The 18,963-nt window shown below is 38.6% G+C and carries 16 protein-coding genes; 15 read left to right on the top strand and 1 reads right to left on the bottom strand.

Annotation, left to right across the window (positions count from 1 at the left end):
- Positions 1 to 16 precede the first annotated feature (16 nt).
- From pyrR to pyrE, 10 genes are all read left to right on the top strand, one after another.
- Positions 17 to 565 (top strand): bifunctional pyr operon transcriptional regulator/uracil phosphoribosyltransferase PyrR, encoded by a 549-nt coding sequence (gene pyrR / locus NST91_RS16045; RefSeq protein ID WP_341331950.1) that lies wholly within the window; start codon positions 17 to 19, stop codon positions 563 to 565.
- Between the two features lie 146 nt (positions 566 to 711).
- A complete protein-coding gene (locus tag NST91_RS16040) occupies positions 712 to 2,028 on the top strand; it encodes a solute carrier family 23 protein (RefSeq protein ID WP_341331949.1) in 1,317 nt (438 codons plus the stop codon).
- A gap of 288 nt (positions 2,029 to 2,316) precedes the next feature.
- On the top strand, positions 2,317 to 3,219 hold the full coding sequence (locus tag NST91_RS16035; protein WP_341331948.1) for an aspartate carbamoyltransferase catalytic subunit: 903 nt from the start codon (positions 2,317 to 2,319) through the stop codon (positions 3,217 to 3,219).
- The gene (gene pyrC / locus NST91_RS16030; RefSeq protein ID WP_341331947.1) at positions 3,216 to 4,502 is read left to right on the top strand and encodes a dihydroorotase; all 1,287 of its coding nucleotides are present in this window, start codon (positions 3,216 to 3,218) and stop codon (positions 4,500 to 4,502) included. Before NST91_RS16035 ends, pyrC begins: the two co-directional genes overlap by 4 nt.
- Entirely contained in the window at positions 4,499 to 5,599 is a 1,101-nt protein-coding gene (locus NST91_RS16025; protein ID WP_341331946.1) for a carbamoyl phosphate synthase small subunit, read from the top strand. Before pyrC ends, NST91_RS16025 begins: the two co-directional genes overlap by 4 nt.
- Positions 5,584 to 8,796 (top strand): carbamoyl-phosphate synthase large subunit, encoded by a 3,213-nt coding sequence (gene carB, locus NST91_RS16020; protein ID WP_341331945.1) that lies wholly within the window; start codon positions 5,584 to 5,586, stop codon positions 8,794 to 8,796. Before NST91_RS16025 ends, carB begins: the two co-directional genes overlap by 16 nt.
- A complete protein-coding gene (locus NST91_RS16015) occupies positions 8,793 to 9,572 on the top strand; it encodes a dihydroorotate dehydrogenase electron transfer subunit (protein WP_341331944.1) in 780 nt (259 codons plus the stop codon). Before carB ends, NST91_RS16015 begins: the two co-directional genes overlap by 4 nt.
- A complete protein-coding gene (locus NST91_RS16010) occupies positions 9,569 to 10,480 on the top strand; it encodes a dihydroorotate dehydrogenase (RefSeq protein ID WP_341331943.1) in 912 nt (303 codons plus the stop codon). Before NST91_RS16015 ends, NST91_RS16010 begins: the two co-directional genes overlap by 4 nt.
- Positions 10,480 to 11,196 (top strand): orotidine-5'-phosphate decarboxylase, encoded by a 717-nt coding sequence (pyrF, locus tag NST91_RS16005; protein WP_341331942.1) that lies wholly within the window; start codon positions 10,480 to 10,482, stop codon positions 11,194 to 11,196. Before NST91_RS16010 ends, pyrF begins: the two co-directional genes overlap by 1 nt.
- On the top strand, positions 11,193 to 11,825 hold the full coding sequence (gene pyrE / locus NST91_RS16000) for an orotate phosphoribosyltransferase (protein WP_341331941.1): 633 nt from the start codon (positions 11,193 to 11,195) through the stop codon (positions 11,823 to 11,825). Before pyrF ends, pyrE begins: the two co-directional genes overlap by 4 nt.
- Before the next feature lie 48 nt (positions 11,826 to 11,873).
- On the opposite strand, the gene NST91_RS15995 is transcribed toward pyrE, so the two are convergent.
- On the bottom strand, positions 11,874 to 13,583 hold the full coding sequence (locus NST91_RS15995; RefSeq protein WP_341331940.1) for an Rqc2 family fibronectin-binding protein: 1,710 nt from the start codon (positions 13,581 to 13,583) through the stop codon (positions 11,874 to 11,876).
- Positions 13,584 to 13,930: 347 nt separating this feature from the next.
- Between NST91_RS15995 and NST91_RS15990 the strand changes: the two genes are divergently transcribed.
- From NST91_RS15990 to rpoZ, 5 genes are all read left to right on the top strand, one after another.
- Positions 13,931 to 16,621, top strand: a complete 2,691-nt coding sequence (locus NST91_RS15990; RefSeq protein ID WP_341331939.1) for a calcium-translocating P-type ATPase, SERCA-type — start codon at positions 13,931 to 13,933, stop codon at positions 16,619 to 16,621.
- A gap of 200 nt (positions 16,622 to 16,821) precedes the next feature.
- Positions 16,822 to 17,697 (top strand): YicC/YloC family endoribonuclease, encoded by an 876-nt coding sequence (locus tag NST91_RS15985; RefSeq protein ID WP_341331938.1) that lies wholly within the window; start codon positions 16,822 to 16,824, stop codon positions 17,695 to 17,697.
- Positions 17,698 to 17,757: 60 nt separating this feature from the next.
- Entirely contained in the window at positions 17,758 to 18,021 is a 264-nt protein-coding gene (gene remA, locus NST91_RS15980) for an extracellular matrix/biofilm regulator RemA (RefSeq protein WP_010282579.1), read from the top strand.
- A gap of 12 nt (positions 18,022 to 18,033) precedes the next feature.
- On the top strand, positions 18,034 to 18,651 hold the full coding sequence (gmk, locus tag NST91_RS15975; protein WP_341331937.1) for a guanylate kinase: 618 nt from the start codon (positions 18,034 to 18,036) through the stop codon (positions 18,649 to 18,651).
- Positions 18,652 to 18,885: a DNA-directed RNA polymerase subunit omega gene (gene rpoZ, locus NST91_RS15970; RefSeq protein WP_121446533.1), complete on the top strand. Its 234-nt coding sequence runs from the start codon at positions 18,652 to 18,654 to the stop codon at positions 18,883 to 18,885. It abuts the gene before it with no gap.
- Positions 18,886 to 18,963: the final 78 nt, after the last annotated feature.

Genomic DNA, 18,963 nt, shown 5'->3' with positions numbered 1-18,963 from the left:
AAGTGGGGTGTAAAAAATGACTGAAACTGACAAAGCTGTAGTTTTAGACAATCAAGCAATTCGAAGAGCTTTGACAAGAGTTGCTCACGAAATCATTGAAAAGAACAAAGGGATAGAGAACTGTGTAATTGTTGGGATCAAGACGAGAGGTATTTATTTAGCAAAGCGCATTGCAAGCCGAATTGAACAAATTGAAGGCAAGAAGATTGCAATTGGTGAACTAGATATTACCTTATACCGAGATGACTTAACAACAAAAACAGAGGATCGTGAACCAATTGTAAATGGGTCCGATATACCAGTTGACATTATGAATAAAAAAGTCATCCTAGTTGATGACGTGTTATACACAGGTAGAACAGTGAGAGCAGCACTAGATGCCCTCATCGACATTGGTCGGCCGGCACAAATTCAGTTAGCTGTATTAATTGACAGAGGTCACCGAGAGTTCCCAATTCGAGCAGATTATGTCGGTAAAAATATACCAACTTCTAACTCAGAAAAAATTGTGGTTGAACTAGAAGAAATAGACAATTTAGATCAAGTAACGATTCATAAAAAGTAAATATAATACCCTTTAATGTAGTCCAGAGAGGCTAACAAAGGGGTAAACATTCCTTCTCAAAAGATAGGGATTTGTATACCTCTTTGTGTAAAAAACACAAAGATTTTTTTGTTTTTGGGTATCTTAAAATGAGGGGGAAATTCGAAATGAGTAATGAAAACCAAAAGATAGTATTAGGGATAAAAGATAAACCATCTCCAGGACTATTCGCAATACTGAGCCTGCAGCATTTATTCGCCATGTTCGGTGCAACAATTCTTGTACCATATTTAGTAGGAATTAGTCCTGGTGTAGCTCTCATCTCAAGTGGTTTAGGTACACTAGCATTTTTACTTATTACAAAGGGTCAGGTTCCGGCATACTTAGGATCATCCTTTGCTTTCATCATCCCACTTCAAACAGCAATAGCTGCAGACGGTCCTGGTGCTGCAATGATGGCAAGCTTACTTGCTGGGCTCGTATATGGGATCGTAGCTCTGTTAATAAAAGCAACTGGACATAAATGGCTTGTGAAGATTTTACCACCTGTTGTTGTTGGACCAGTTATTATCGTAATAGGTCTTAGCCTAGCTGGCACAGCAGTTGGAATGGCAATGAATGATGCTAGCGGCGCCTACAGTCTACAGCATTTTTCAGTAGCATTAGTTACATTAGCAATCGTGATTATTGCAACCATCTTTTTTAAAGGCTTTTTAAAACTAATCCCTGTCCTAATCGGGATTATTGGTGGATACGTATACGCATTATCAATCGGATTAGTTGATTTTACTGCAGTAAAAGAAGCAAAGTGGTTTGAATTGCCAGACTTTATTATCCCGTTTGTTTCATACACACCGCAGTTTTCATTAGATATGATTGCTTTAATCGTTCCAGTAGCGGTAGTTACCTTGTCAGAGCATATCGGACATCAAATGGTCTTAAGTAAGGTTGTTCAAAAAGATTTGATTAAACAACCTGGATTACATCGTTCAATTATGGGTGACGGAGTAGCAACGATGATTGCTTCACTACTTGGTGGACCACCAAATACAACATACGGAGAAAACATTGGCGTATTAGCCATCACTCGGATATTTAGTGTATATGTAATTGGCGGTGCAGCTGTTGTGGCGATTGTCTTTGGATTCAGTGGTAAAATCAACGCCTTAATTAGTACGATTCCAACACCAGTTATGGGTGGGGTATCCATTCTCTTATTCGGGATTATCGCTTCATCTGGTTTGCGGATGTTAGTAGATAGCAAAGTTGATCTTGGTGATAATCGTAACTTGGTGATTTCATCAGTTATCCTTGTAATTGGAATCGGCGGAGCATTTATCCGTGTACTTGGTTTTGAGGTACACGGCATGGCATTAGCCGCAATCATAGGTGTTTTACTTAACCTAATCCTTCCTGGCGGAGCCGTTCAGGAAGACGAAGATATATATGAGGCTCATCATGATGATGATAGCTCTGTTGCATAATGCTTCACCTTTTAAAATAACCCAGAGAGGTTATTAAGGGTGTAAGGTTTTTGCGAAAAGGGTGTTTGCTTTCTTATACCCTTATTCAAACAAAACCTTGTTTTACACCCTTACCTAAAAAAGGTAAGGGTGTTTTTAACTTTATTCAGCAGAAATACGCTGATTAAAGTTAAAGCCTCCGGCGGATGCCACAGATTTTTAAAGGAAACTTTTCGAGCCAAGCCCGAAAAAAATCTGGGCAGCAAATACGCCAAGGCGAATTTGATTATAAGAATTGGAGGAGAGAAAATGAATCATTTACTTACGATGACTGAGTTAAGCATTGAGGATATTGACCGAATTCTATTTGATGCGAGCCTGTTTGCCGAAGGAAACAAATGGAAGCTTGAAAAACAAACATTTGTTGCAAATCTATTCTTCGAACCAAGTACACGTACACGCTTTAGTTTTGAAGTAGCCGAGAAAAGATTAGGTGCAGACATCCTACAGTTAGATGAAATGACTTCAAGTGTTCAAAAGGGAGAAAGTCTATATGACACAGTAAAGACCCTTCAATCAATCGGAGCAAATGCAGTCGTGATTCGTCATCCAAGGGATGAGTATTTTAAGGAATTAATAAATGGCATCCATATTCCAATCATTAATGCAGGTGATGGATGTGGTCATCATCCTACACAATCTCTCCTTGATTTATTAACTATTAAACAAGAGTTTGCTAGATTCCAAGATTTAAATGTGTTAATCGTTGGCGATATTCGTCATAGTCGGGTTGCAAGATCCAATGCTGAAGTCCTAACGAGATTAGGCGCAAATGTTCGCTTTTCAGCTCCATTAGAATGGCAAGATGATACTAATCCTAATGGTGAATATGTAGACCTTGATAAAGGCATTAGAGAAGCAGATGTCGTCATGTTGCTGCGTATTCAACATGAGCGCCATGAGTCATCGATGGGCTTAACGAAAGAAGAATACCATGAGCAATATGGTTTAACGATTATGCGAAGCAAAAACATGAAAAAGGGTAGCATTGTTATGCATCCAGCTCCCATCAATCGTGGAGTTGAAATAGCGAGTGAATTAGTAGAAGCACAAAACTCAAGAATCTTTAAACAGATGGAAAACGGTGTATTCGTAAGAATGGCCGTACTTAAAAGAGTGTTACAACAGGTTGAAGGAGGAATTTTAATATGAGCACATTATTAAAAAATGCAAAAATTTTAAACGAACAAGGTGATTTAGTAAGTGCAGATATCAAAATCACGGATGACATGATTGAAGCGGTTGGTGCAAACCTTGATCCAACGAATTGTATGGTAATTGATGTAGAAGGAATGTTTGTATCAGCAGGTTTCGTTGATGTCCATGTCCACCTTCGTGAACCTGGAGGCGAACATAAAGAAACAATTGAAACCGGAAGTCTTTCGGCGGCAAAAGGTGGGTTCACGACAATTGCAGCAATGCCAAACACTAGACCAGTTCCAGATTCAGTTGAACAAATGAATTGGTTACAACAACGAATCAAGGATACGGCTCATGTGAATGTTCTTCCATATGCTTCTATCACCATTCGTGAGCTTGGTCAAGAACTTACGGATATGAATGGATTAAAGCAAGCAGGAGCATTCGCTTTCACTGATGACGGTGTTGGAATTCAATCTGCTGGAATGATGTTTGAAGCCATGAAGCAAGCGGCGGCGATTGATATGCCAATTGTAGCCCATTGTGAGGAAAATACGTTAATCAATAAAGGTTCTGTTCATGAGGGTGAATTTTCGAAGAAACATGGAATCAATGGAATTCCTTCTGTGTGCGAATCCGTACATATTGCAAGGGATGTTTTATTAGCTGAAGCAGCTGGCTGTCACTACCATGTATGTCATGTAAGTACAAAGGAATCAGTTCGAGTCATCAGAGATGCAAAGCGTGCAGGTATCCATGTAACAGCTGAGGTTACACCACATCATTTATTACTATGTGATGAAGACATCCCTAGCCTAGACACAAATTATAAAATGAATCCTCCATTACGTGGAAGAGAGGATCTGGAGGCCCTTATTGAAGGACTCTTTGATGGAACAATTGATTTTATCGCTACAGATCATGCACCACATGCAAGTGAGGAAAAAGCACAGGGAATGGCTCTAGCGCCATTTGGCATCGTTGGTTTAGAGACAGCATTCCCACTTCTTTATACACATTTTGTAGAAACCAATAAAATGACATTAAAGCAATTAGTAGACTTCTTAACAAATAAACCAGCAAACACATTTAAACTACCATTTGGAACCTTAGAAATTGGTAAGAATGCTGATTTAACTGTAATAGATCTAAACGCTACAGAAAAAATCGATCCAGAAAGCTTTGTTTCAAAAGGAAAAAACACACCATTTACTGGCTGGGAATGCAAAGGATGGCCGGTCATGACACTTGTAAATGGCAACATTGTATGGCAGAAAGGAAGTGTTCTAGTATGAAGCGACAGCTTATTTTAGAAGATGGGACCATTTTTGTTGGTGATGGATTCGGAAGTGAGACTGAGAAGTTTGGTGAGGTTGTTTTTAATACCGGAATGACAGGTTATCAAGAAATTTTATCAGACCCATCCTATTGTGGCCAAATAGTAACATTAACATATCCCTTAATCGGAAACTACGGTATAAATCGAGATGATTTTGAATCAATCACCCCAGCAATAAGTGGTTTTATAGTAAATGAAGTGTGTGACCATCCATCAAATTTTAGAAGTCAATTTAATTTAGACGAGTATTTTAAGTCAAAAAATATTCCAGGACTTTCTGGAATTGATACAAGAAAACTTACAAGAATTATACGTCAATATGGGACATTAAAAGGTGCTATTTGTGGAATGGGTGTCAATGTTAGTGAAGTTATCACCCAACTTGGTAATCGTACCTTACCTACTGACCAAGTAAAACAAGTTTCTACAAAAGGTTCTTATCCAAGCCCAGGTAGAGGACATCGTGTTGTTTTAGTTGATTTTGGTATGAAACACGGGATTTTACGCGAACTTAATCACCGTGACTGTGATGTAATTGTCGTTCCTTACAATGTAACAGCGGAAGAAATTCTTCGACTCAAACCTGACGGAATCATGTTAAGTAATGGACCTGGAAATCCAAAAGATGTACCTGAAGCTATTGAAATGATTAACGGCGTTTTAGGAAAGGTTCCTTTATTCGGAATTTGCTTAGGTCACCAATTATTTGCTTTAGCTGGTGGTGCCGATACTGAAAAAATGAAATTTGGACATAGAGGATCGAACCATCCGGTTAAGCACCTACAATCAGGAAAGGTTGCTATTACTTCTCAAAACCATGGTTATACAGTTAATGAAAAGTCTTTAGCTTCTACAAGACTGGAAGTAACACATATAGCACTAAATGATGGATCAGTAGAAGGACTGCGCCATTTAGATTATCCAGCATTCACTGTTCAGTATCACCCGGAGGCTTCACCTGGACCTGAGGATGCAAATAGCTTATTTAACGACTTTTTACAGATGATTGAAAACTTCAAGAAAGTAGGCGAAGAGCTATGCCAAAACGCTTAGATATTAAAACTATTCTAGTAATCGGATCAGGTCCAATCGTGATTGGGCAAGCAGCAGAGTTTGATTATGCAGGAACTCAGGCCTGCTTAGCTCTACGAGAAGAAGGCTACAAGGTAATCTTGGTTAATTCAAACCCTGCAACCATTATGACGGATGTTGAAATTGCAGATAAAGTTTATATTGAACCAATAACATTAGAATTTGTAAGCAAAATTATTCGTAAAGAAAGACCGGATGCAATCCTGCCAACACTAGGTGGTCAAACGGGCTTAAATATGGCTGTAGAACTTTCAAAATCAGGCGTTCTTGAAGAATGTGGTGTTGAAATCCTAGGGACAACTCTTTCAGCGATTGAAAAAGCCGAAGATCGTGATTTATTCCGAAGCTTAATGAACGAACTGAATGAGCCTGTGCCAGAAAGTGAGATTATCCATAACCTAGACGAAGCATACGGATTTATTGAAAAGGTAGGATACCCCGTAATTGTTAGACCAGCCTTTACCTTAGGAGGTACTGGTGGTGGAATTTGTAACAATGAGGAAGAATTGATTGAAATTGTGACAAGTGGATTGAAAAATAGTCCTGTAACACAATGTCTATTAGAAAAGAGTATTGCAGGGTTTAAAGAGATTGAATACGAAGTAATGCGCGATTCTGCAGATACTGCAATTGTAGTATGTAACATGGAAAACGTAGACCCAGTTGGTATTCACACTGGTGATTCAATTGTTGTGGCACCGAGCCAAACATTAAGTGACCGAGAATATCAGCTCTTACGAAACACATCTTTAAAAATCATCCGCGCACTTGGGATTGAAGGTGGATGTAATGTGCAGTTAGCACTTGATCCGTATAGTTTCAATTACTATATTATCGAGGTAAACCCACGTGTGAGTCGTTCTTCAGCGTTAGCATCTAAGGCGACGGGTTATCCAATTGCGAAACTTGCAGCAAAAATTGCAGTAGGTTTAACGCTTGATGAGATGATTAACCCTGTTACAGGAAAAACATATGCAGCCTTTGAACCTGCACTTGACTATATCGTTACAAAAATCCCCCGCTTTCCATTTGATAAGTTCGAGTCTGCAAACCGCCGACTTGGAACGCAAATGAAAGCCACAGGTGAAGTTATGGCAATAGGACGTAATTTCGAGGAATCCATACTAAAAGCAGTTCGATCACTCGAGTCAAATGTTTCTCATATTCAATTAGAGGATGCAACGAATGCTGATCTTGCCACAATTGAAAAGAGAATTAGGAAAGCTGGAGATGAGCGTCTATTCTACCTTGCGGAAGCAATTAGACGCGGCATCACCATTCAACAGATTCATGAATGGAGTGAAATTGATTTATTCTTCCTCCAAAAATTTGAAAATATAATCACGCTCGAAAACACAATACGGGAAAATAAAGGTGATTTAGAAACATTGACGGTGGCAAAAAAGAAAGGATTTGCTGACTCTATCATCGCGGAGTTATGGAATTCAACAGAAATTGAAATTTATGAAACTCGTAAACAAGCAGGAATAGTCCCGGTATATAAAATAGTCGATACATGTGCAGCTGAATTTGAATCAGAAACACCTTATTATTATGGAACATATGCGGATGAAAATGAATCAATTGTAACGGATAAGAAGAGTGTTATCGTTCTAGGTTCAGGTCCAATCCGAATCGGGCAGGGTGTTGAGTTCGATTATGCAACCGTTCATTCTGTTTGGGCGATTAAACAAGCTGGCTATGAAGCAATCATTATCAACAATAACCCTGAAACAGTATCAACTGACTTCAGTATTTCAGATAAGCTATACTTTGAGCCATTAACTATTGAGGATGTTATGCATATCATAGACCTTGAACAGCCTGAAGGTGTAGTTGTACAGTTTGGTGGTCAAACAGCTATCAATCTAGCAAGTTCTTTAGTTAAGCGCGGAGTGAAAATTTTGGGTACGTCTTTAGAGGATTTAGACCGTGCAGAAAATAGAGATAAATTTGAGCAAACAGTTATTTCACTTGGCATACCACAACCTAAAGGAAAAACAGCAACTTCGGTTGACGAAGCAGTTGTCATTGCGGAAGCGATCGGTTATCCAGTGCTTGTGAGACCTTCATATGTGCTAGGTGGAAGAGCGATGGAGATTGTCTATCAAACAGAAGAGCTTCTACATTATATGGAGAATGCCGTGAAAATTAACCCTGAGCATCCAGTACTAATTGACCGCTATTTAACCGGTAAGGAAATTGAAGTAGATGCCATTTCTGATGGGGAAACAGTATATATTCCAGGAATTATGGAGCACATCGAACGTGCTGGAGTACACTCTGGTGACTCGATTGCCGTATATCCACCTCAAACTTTATCAGAACATGTAAGACAACAAATCATTGACAATACGATTGCCCTTGCAAAAGGATTAAATATTATTGGTCTATTAAACATTCAATTTGTGGTCTATAACGAAGAAGTCTTTGTAATCGAAGTAAACCCAAGATCAAGCCGTACAGTCCCATTTTTAAGTAAAATAACTGGCGTACCAATGGCAAATATTGCGACAAAGGTTATTCTTGGACAATCATTACCATCACAAGGGTTTACTACAGGACTACACCCAGAAAGCGAAGGAGTTTATGTGAAGGTACCAGTTTTCTCGTTCGCAAAACTTCGCAATGTGGACATTTCGCTTGGACCAGAAATGAAATCAACTGGTGAAGTAATGGGCAAAGACTATACGCTAGAAAAAGCATTATATAAAGGCCTAGTTGCATCCGGAATCACGATTCCTAAATATGGATCTGTATTATTAACAGTAGCGGATAAAGACAAGGAAGAAGCGCTTGAAATTGCAAAACGATTCCACACAATTGGCTATCAACTTTTAGCAACAAGTGGAACTGCAAGCTACTTACAAAAAGAAAACATTCCTGTTACCGTCGTTAATAAAATTGGTTCAGATGCTCCAAACTTAATTGATGTCATTCGCCAAGGAAAAGCTCAATTTGTTATAAACACATTAACAAAAGGAAAACAGCCTGCAAGAGATGGCTTTAGAATCCGCCGTGAAACAGTTGAGAATGGAGTTGCATGTTTAACTTCACTAGATACTGCTAAAGCAATCGTGAAGGTATTAGAATCCATGACATTCTCAAGTGAAGTGATGGGTTCTCACGTGCAAAAACGTGAGGTGGTACACTCATGATTAAAAAGGAACAAATGAAAATTGTGAGCCACATTCAAATTGCTGAGGATATTTTTGAACTAACATTAGCAGGGGAATTGGTTTTGGCAATGAACGATCCGGGACAATTTGTCCACGTAAAAGTCAGTGATGGAATGGACCCTTTATTACGAAGACCTATTAGTATTGCAAATATTAATCAAGAAAAGCAAGAGTGCACACTGATTTATCGAAGGGAAGGACTCGGCACAAGAGTCCTTTCTGAAAAAAACATCGAACAATTAGTCGATGTGTTAGGTCCACTTGGAAACGGCTTTCCTGTTGAGGAAGTAGGTGTTGGTGAGACAGCCTTGCTTGTCGGTGGAGGAATTGGAGTTCCCCCACTTTATGAATTATCGAAGCGCCTCGTTGCAAAAGGTGTTAAAGTGATTCACGTCCTTGGATTCCAATCAAAATATGCTGTGTTTTATGAAGAAAAATTTAATGGGTTAGGTGAAACTTATATCGCAACAGTGGATGGAACAGTTGGAACGAAAGGTTTTGTAACAGATGTCATCTCTAATAACGGTATAATATTTGACACACTTTATTCCTGTGGACCAACACCAATGCTAAAAGCGCTTGAAGCGGCCTTCCCTGATCGAAATGCATATATCTCTTTAGAAGAAAGAATGGGCTGTGGAATTGGAGCATGTTTTGCATGTGTATGTCATCTTCAAGATGATCCGGAAGGTTATACTTATAAAAAAGTATGCAGTGATGGGCCAGTATTTAAGGTAGGAGAGGTGGTACTATGAACAGACTTCAAGTTGAACTACCAGGTTTATCACTAAAAAACCCGATCATGCCAGCATCTGGTTGCTTTGGGTTCGGAAAAGAATACTCGAAGTTTTACGATTTGAGCACATTGGGTGCAATTATGATTAAAGCAACAACTGTAGAACCAAGATTCGGAAACTCAACTCCACGAGTTGCAGAGACCAGTGCAGGGATGTTAAATGCAATTGGATTACAAAATCCAGGACTTGAGAAAGTCATGGCTGAAGAGCTTCCGTGGCTTGATCAATTCGATGTACCCATTATTGCGAATGTTGCAGGTTCACAAATTGAAGATTATGTCAAAGTCGCAAAGGAAATCTCGAAGGCATCTAACGTTCATGCATTAGAATTAAATATTTCATGTCCAAATGTAAAAACCGGTGGAATTGCATTCGGTACGATTCCAGAGGTGGCTGCAGAACTTACGAAATATGTAAAAGAAGCATCTAGTGTTCCAGTATACGTTAAATTATCACCGAATGTTTCAAACATTGTTGAAATGGCAAAAGCAATCGAAGAAGCGGGTGCAGATGGTTTAACAATGATTAATACTTTAATCGGAATGCGGATTGATCTTAAAACAGGAAACCCAATTTTAGCAAATAAAACGGGGGGCTTATCAGGTCCAGCTATCAAACCTGTTGCAATCCGTATGATTCATGAAGTGAGTCAGGCAGTGTCTATTCCGATTATCGGAATGGGTGGCGTTCAATCAGCTGAAGATGTCCTTGAATATTTTTATGCTGGTGCAAGTGCTGTTGCAGTTGGGACTGCCAATTTTGTGGACCCATATGTTTGCCCGTCAATTATTGAGGATCTTCCAAGATTACTAGATAAATATGGTTTTGAGTATATCTCGGAATGTCAGGGAAGGAGCTGGAAGTAATGCAACGACCGTTAATTATTGCTCTCGATTTTCCAAACTTACCATATGCGAAGGACTTTCTCAAGGAATTTGGGAAAGAGCCACTTTTTGTGAAAGTCGGAATGGAGCTATATTATCAAGAAGGACCATCAGTCATTCACTTCTTAAAAGAACAAGGTCATTCTATTTTCCTAGATTTAAAACTTCATGATATTCCAAATACCGTATATTCTAGCATGAAACGTTTGGCAGGTCTTGGTGTGGACTTAGTCAATGTCCATGCTGCTGGAGGACGGGGAATGATGGTTGCGGCCCGCGAAGGACTTGAAGCTGGAACTACAATGGGGCAATCGAGACCCAAGTGTATTGCTGTCACACAGCTTACGAGTACAACGGAAGAAGTGATGAGAAACGAATTACTAATCGAACGTAATTTGTTAGATGTAGTTGTCGAGTATGCAACAATGACAAAGGATAGTGGACTAGATGGAGTCGTATGTTCCTCTCTTGAAGTTCCGGTAATCAATAAAAAGCTAGGAAACGAATTTATGACAGTTACGCCTGGAATTCGCCAAGCTAGCGATGATATAGGAGATCAAGCAAGAGTTGTAACACCTGAAAAAGCACGAGAATTAGGATCAACTGCGATTGTCGTAGGTAGATCAATCACGCGAGCAAATAACCCATTACAAACATATAAACAAATGAAAGCAGCATGGGAAGGGGTACGAGTATGAATAAAGAAATAGCAGCACATTTATTAGAAATCGGGGCGGTATTTTTACAGCCAAATGAGCCATTCACATGGTCTTCAGGTTTAAAATCTCCTATTTATTGTGATAATCGAATGACTCTTTCTTTCCCACAGGTTCGCAGGGAAATTGCAAAAGGATTATCTGAATTAATTAAGATTCATTATCCTGAGGTCGAAGTTATTGCTGGAACTGCAACCGCAGGGATTCCTCATGCAGCATGGGTAAGTGATGTATTAAATATCCCAATGTGCTATGTGCGAAGTAAAGCAAAAGCACATGGAAAAGGTAATCAAATTGAAGGCAAAGTGGTTAAAGGACAAAAAGTTGTCGTAATAGAAGATCTTATTTCAACGGGGGGCAGTGCTATTACAGCAGCTGAAGCACTTCGTGAAGCAGGGTGCGAAGTATTAGGAATTGTTGCAATCTTTTCGTATCAGCTTCCAGCAGCAACAGCTAGCTTAGAAGCAGCTAATATTTCAGCTCATACCTTAACTGATTATCCAACCTTAATAAATGTTGCGCTTGATAAAAATGTCGTATCTGAAAACGATATTGAAAGCCTAAAGAGCTGGAGAGAAAATCCAGTGGACTGGTATACAACTAAAGCATAATATAAATGCCCTAGGTATTAAGCGATCCTAGGGCATTAATTTTTTTATTTATTTTCTAAGCTGCAAAATCAAGTCTTCTTGTGGTGTCACATATACGGTTTGTTGATTATCATAGATAACATAGCCAGGTTTAGAACCATTCGGTTTCTTAACGTGGCGCACAAGTGTGTAATCAACAGGTACAGAGGATGAATTTTTTGCTTTACTGAAATACGCTGCAATTGTCGCTGCCTCAAGGATTGTATCTGGTGATGGTTGTTTGCTTCTAATAATCACATGTGAACCGGGTATGCCCTTTGTATGCAACCATATCTCATCTCTTGCTGCAAGTTTATTTGTTAAATAATCATTTTGTTTATTGTTTTTACCGACAAGGATTTCTGTCCCATCACTTGCTACATAGCGCTCAATAGAAGGTTTTATTGGTTTCATCTTCTTATTTCCTTTTTGTTGCTTTTTCTTCAAATAACCTTCTTCCATAAGTTCCTCGCGGATTTCCTGCAAATCCTTTGGAGCAGCTGATTCAATTTGCTGCAATAGAGACTCGAAATAAGCAATCTCTTCGTTAGCTTTCGCAATTTCATGCTCTACATAGGAAACAGCATTCTTTGCCTTTTGATACTTTGAAAAATAACTTTGCGCATTTTCAGAGGGTGACTTTTGTGGGTGTAGAGGGATTTTCACCATTTCATTTTCCCCTGAGTAATAATTTAGTACTTCAATTTCCTTGTCGCCTCGGGTTATCGCATACATATTCGCTGTCAGAAGTTCACCAAAGAGCTTATATTTTTCAGCTTTTTCGGACTCGACTAAGGTTGCTTCAAGTTTTTTAATTTTTTTCTCATTTTTTGTTTTCTCATTATGGATAAAACGTTCTAAATCATTGCCTTGCTGCTTAACCCGATCACGTTCTGCTTTTCCAAAATAAAAACGATCGAGCATTTCACTAATTGTAGTGAATGCCTTAGCCTCACCACCAATATGATGTAAAGGAAGGATATAGAAAAAATCCTTTTGTCCCTTTGTTATGATTTGTGGTGTAAATTGATTTTGTTTGATTATTGATATCATTGATAAAAAAGGATCAGGTAATGTTTTTTGATTAGCTATACCGGCGCGAAATACAACTTCTTTTGCAAATACAGGGGAGATCCCAGAAAATTTTTGCACAATCTGCTGATCTAATCGACCAGCATTAAAATCAATTTTTTTCAAGAATGTCTCTTCATCGACTGTAAAAGGATTAATCTTTTCCTGAGCAGGCGGAAAAACATATGTATACCCTGGCAATACAGTACGATGACGATTGACTGCTGCTGAAATATGCTTAATGCTATCAAGGATTATCTGTTTTTCAGAATCAACGAGGACGATGTTACTATGTCTACCCATAATTTCAATAATCAGTTGTTTTAGAGAGACATCACCAAGTTCATTTCGGCCTTTAATATCAAAAATAATTATTCTATCCATATCAACTTGACGGATATTTTCGATGATACTGCCCTCTAGATGTTTGCGGAGTAACATACAAAACATCGGCGGCTCATGTGGGTTATCATATAACTCATTTGTTAAATGGATACGGGCATAACTTGGGTGTGCTGAAAGGAGTAGCTTATGATTCTTTCCATTTGAACGAACCTGAAAGATAAGTTCATTTTTATATGGTTGATAGATTTTTGAAATCCTACCACTATCTAGTGTTTTTTGTAATTCATTCACAATTGCATGTGTGAAGATTCCATCGAATGTCATACGTGTTTCCTCTTTTCCATATCAATAGAAGACAGTGTCTTCCAGTTCCTCTTCAATGTTATTGTACCAATAAATAGGTAACTTAGAAAAAGTATAGCATTTTTTTGGACGAGACTGAATAAGCTTTCATAGATAGAATTTACTTCATCAGAAGTACGCCACTTCTGATGAAGTAATTCAGCCTCCGGCGGATACCTCGATTTTTCGAGCATAAGTTCAAAGACTATTTACGCCACTTCCTTTGGCAACATCTTTGAATCCCACAACCTGTGGGCCTAAAAATTGGGAGGCAAATACGCGAAGGTTCATTTGATTATGATTTAATGTGAGGGGTGTGTAAAAGACGGATGAAATGGTATGAGCTTAGATCAGAAGAGGTCGAAAAAAAAGTTAATACAAGCCTTTCTCATGGTCTTTCCGACCAAGAAGTAAAGCAGCGACAAAAGCAATTTGGATATAATGAATTGAAGGAAGCCGAACGCGCTTCAGCAATTTTGCTTTTTTTAGCTCAATTTAAGGACTTTATGGTTCTTGTATTACTTGCTGCAACCTTGATTTCTGGGTTGTTAGGGGAATACATTGATGCTATCGCAATTATGGCTATAGTTTTAATTAATGGGTTTTTGGGTTTTTTCCAAGAACGAAAAGCAGAAAAATCGCTTCAAGCCTTAAAGGAACTCTCCGCACCACAGGTGAATGTTTTTCGAAGTAATGAATGGGTTCGTATTCTTTCAAAGGAACTCGTTATAGGTGATATCATAAAATTCACCAGTGGTGATCGTATAGGTGCGGATGTGCGTTTAATTGATGTCAAAAGCTTAGAAATTGAGGAATCCGCACTTACAGGGGAATCTGTGCCTGTTACAAAGCATGTTGAACCGATTCGTGAGGGTGATGTCTCCCTCGGTGATCAAGAAAATATGGCATTTATGGGCACAATGGTTACACGTGGTAGTGGTGTAGGTATCGTGGTAGGAACTGGTATGAATACAGCGATGGGCCAAATTGCAGAACTCCTTCAATCAGCCGAAGCGATGATTACTCCATTGCAAAGAAGATTGGAGCAATTAGGTAAGGTTTTAATCACCGTAGCATTAATTTTAACCCTCTTAGTTGTGGTTGTAGGTGTTATAAATGGACATGAGCTTTATGAAATGTTCCTAGCGGGAGTTTCATTGGCTGTTGCTGCAATACCTGAAGGATTGCCGGCCATTGTTACTGTTGCCCTTTCTTTAGGTGTTCAAAGAATGATTAAGAAAAATGCAATTGTCCGACGCTTGCCTGCAGTTGAAACTTTGGGCTGTGCTTCGGTCATATGCTCAGATAAAACAGGAACGATGACTCAAAACAAGATGACGGTTACACATCTTTGGTCTGGTGGCAAAACTTGGTCTGTAACAGGTACAGGGTATGATGTAGATGGAAAATTTTTCTCGGGGGATAGAGAAATCAAACCATCAGAACATAAGACTCTTCAACAATTATTAACTTTTGGAGTGTTGTGTAATAATGCATCATTAAAGCAGAAGGATGATGATATTATTCTTGATGGAGACCCAACTGAAGGAGCTTTACTTGTTGCGGGTATTAAAGCAGGACTTACAAATCAATTATTAGCTGAGCAATTTGATATTGTTGAAGAGTTCCCATTTGATTCTGCAAGAAAAATGATGAGTGTCATTGTAAAAGATAGAGCTGGAAATCAATTTGTTGTTACAAAGGGTGCACCAGATGTATTACTAGGAGTTAGTAAATCGGTCCTTTGGGACAATAAACAGCAGCCATTAACGGTAGGGTACGAGAATGAGATTAAGGATGCGATTGAGAGCTTAGCCTCAGATGCTCTTCGTACTATTGCAGTTGGCTTTAAACAATTACGGCCAAACCAAAAGTTAGTGTCGGAAAGCGAAGCTGAAAGCGAATTAACCTTTATTGGGGTTCAAGGAATGATTGATCCGCCAAGACCAGAAGTAAAAGATGCAGTTAAAGAATGTAAAGATGCTGGCATTAAGACAGTTATGATTACAGGAGACCATTTAATTACAGCAAAAGCGATTGCTACACAGCTTGGTATTCTACCTCCAGGGGGTAAAGTGCTAGATGGGTATGCTCTTTCTAAAATGGATGTAGAAGAGCTAGAGGAAATTGTCGATGATGTCTATGTATATGCAAGGGTGTCACCTGAACATAAATTAAAAATTGTAAAAGCACTTCAAAGCAGGGGCCATATTGTTGCGATGACAGGTGATGGTGTAAACGATGCACCGGCAATTAAAGCATCCGATATCGGAATTGCGATGGGCATTACAGGTACAGATGTAGCAAAAGAAGCATCTTCGTTAGTATTACTTGATGATAACTTTGCGACGATTAAAGCAGCTATTAAAGAAGGCCGAAATATCTATGAAAATATTAGAAAGTTTATCCGTTATTTATTAGCTTCTAATGTTGGTGAAATACTTGTGATGTTATTCGCGATGTTAATGGGCTTACCATTACCACTCGTACCAATCCAAATCCTTTGGGTTAACCTGGTAACGGATGGATTACCAGCAATGGCGCTTGGACTTGATCAACCAGAGAGCAATTTGATGAAACATGGCCCACGCCATCCAAAAGAAGGGGTTTTTGCAAGAGGATTGGGCTGGAAAATTGTCAGCCGCGGCTTTTTAATAGGGATAGCAACCTTGGCTGCATTTATGGTTGTCTATCATAGGGATCCGAGCAATTTAGGATATGCCCAAACCATTGCGTTTGCAACTCTTGTAATGGCCCAGCTTATCCACGTATTTGATTGTCGTAGTGAACGGTCTATTTTCCACCGGAATCCATTCCAAAATATGTACTTAGTATGGGCGGTCATCTCATCTATCGTACTAATGTTAGTTGTAATTTACTATCCACCATTACAACCGGTCTTCAAGACGTACGCAATTGAACCAAGAGATTGGCTCCTAGTTATTGGAATGTCAGCAATTCCAACATTCCTATTAGCAGGATCATTATTAACGAACAAACGTTCCGTGGCTCGTGCATAAAGTGCTAGGCTTGGATTTTAGTGATGAAACTATGTTATAATTCGTGAGGTAATGGAGTATGCACTCTATTACCTTTTTTCTTTCTTGTTGAAATCTTTAAAAACTATTCGATTTTAATAAACAATGGTAAAATAAGTATAGAAATAAGAAATTTTATCTATAAAGTAATGTCTCTTTTATGTTAGATTGGAAGTGAAAAGATGATAGCAAGTATGACAGGTTATGGTCGTGCCAATAAGGAAATGGATGGCTACACCGTTCATGTTGAACTGAAATCTGTAAACCATCGATTCTGTGAAATCAATATAAGATTACCTAGACAACTACTGTTTCTTGAGGATAAAATAAAAAAAGCGATATTAGAGCATGTAAAAAGAGGCCGTGTCGAAGTATTTTTAAATATTGAAGGTGAAGGACTAGTTACGAAAGCAATTTCCATTGACTGGGATTTATTAGAAGAGCTCGTTTTAACAACCAAAGTCATCCAAGAAAAATACCAACTTAGTGATCAAATTACTTCACAGCAGCTACTTTCAAACGAAAATATTCTTTCATTTGAAGAGAAGGAAATGGAGAATAATGAACTAGAATCAACGGTCCTTGAGGTGATTCAAAGTGCTACACTCCGATTAAAACAAATGAGGGAAGCTGAAGGAAAGTCATTAATGGAAGTGATTTTCTCTTATCTCGACCTAGTAGCAGATAATGTACATACTATTAAAGAATATGCACCAATTGTGGTTACTCAGTATCGCGATCGAATTGAAAAAAGGATCAAAGAATATGTGGGGAATGAATTTGATGAAAATCGTATCCTTACGGAGGTCGCTCTATTTGCAGAAAAAGCTGATATCAGTGAAGAACTGACCCGTCTCGAAAGTCATATAAGTCAGTTTAAACAAACTGCAAGTACGAATGAACCTATTGGCCGAAAACTCGATTTTATCGTACAAGAAATGAATAGGGAAACCAATACAATCGGTTCAAAGGCGAATGATCCTACGATTGCAAAACATGTAGTGGAAATAAAAAGTTTACTAGAGAAAATAAAAGAGCAAGTTCAAAATATTGAATAAGCTTGATTATAAAGCCATTATCACGGCAAAAATAGAGGGGTACTTATTGGGGGAGTTTACGTGCAAATCAAATTAATAAATATCGGATTCGGGAATATTGTCTCGGCCAACAGAATTATTTCGATTGTGAGTCCCGAATCTGCTCCGATTAAACGAATCATTCAAGATGCTCGTGATCGAGGAATGCTCATTGATGCTACATACGGAAGAAGAACGCGTGCGGTTATGATTATGGATAGTGACCACATTATACTATCCGCAGTCCAGCCTGAGACGGTTGCACAGAGACTATCAAAAGAAGATGAGCTAACAGACGAAGGGTAGGTATTAGAACGAATGAAAGAAAGAGGTTTACTAATTGTTTTATCAGGTCCATCTGGTGTCGGGAAAGGTACTGTTCGAAAAGCTATTTTTTCTCAGCCTGATACAAAATTCCAATACTCTATTTCGATGACGACAAGAAAACCCCGCGAGGGTGAAGTAGATGGTGTAGATTACTTCTTTAAATCGAGAGAAGAGTTTGAGGAATTAATAAAAAACGACAAGCTTCTAGAATGGGCAGAGTATGTAGGGAACTATTATGGAACCCCAATTGACTATGTAGAGTCAACCTTACAGGAAGGTAGAGATGTATTTCTAGAAATAGAGGTACAAGGTGCACTTCAAGTAAGAAAAGCATTCCCAGAGGGGTTATTCATTTTCTTAGCGCCGCCAAGTTTGAAGGAATTAAAAAACAGGATTGTGACGAGGGGTACTGAAACTGATGATTTAATTCTCAACAGAATGAAGGTAGCAAAAGAAGAAATTGAAATGATGGACGCTTATGATTATGTAGTTGAAAATGATCAAGTAGAACTTGCATGCGATCGAATTAATGCAATTGTAACGGCTGAACATTGCCGAAGAGATCGAGTAGCAAGACGATATAAAAAAATGCTGGAGGGTGATTTTTAAATGTTAAATCCATCTATAGATTCATTATTAAATAAATTGAATTCCAAGTACACACTTGTAACTGTTGCTGCAAAAAGGGCAAGAGAAATGCAAGAGAAGAATAACGGAATGGTGCAGAAGCCTGTATCTTTTAAATCAGTTGGTAAAGCATTAGAAGAAATTGATGCCGGTTTACTTTTTTATTCGACTGACAAGAAAACCGCTGTTGATACTACACCAACAATTACTGAATAACCAAAAATAACAACCTCTCTTGTAGGTTGTTATTTTTTTAAGATATGTCTAGCCTAAGCGCCAAGTCCTAGAAGTTAT

The organism is Ferdinandcohnia sp. FSL W7-1320 (assembly GCF_038050315.1).
Taxonomy (GTDB): Bacteria; Bacillota; Bacilli; order Bacillales; family Bacillaceae_L; genus Ferdinandcohnia; species Ferdinandcohnia aciditolerans.
Note: the sequence above shows the minus strand (reverse complement) of the source record. Positions and strands in the feature narration are given on the sequence as shown.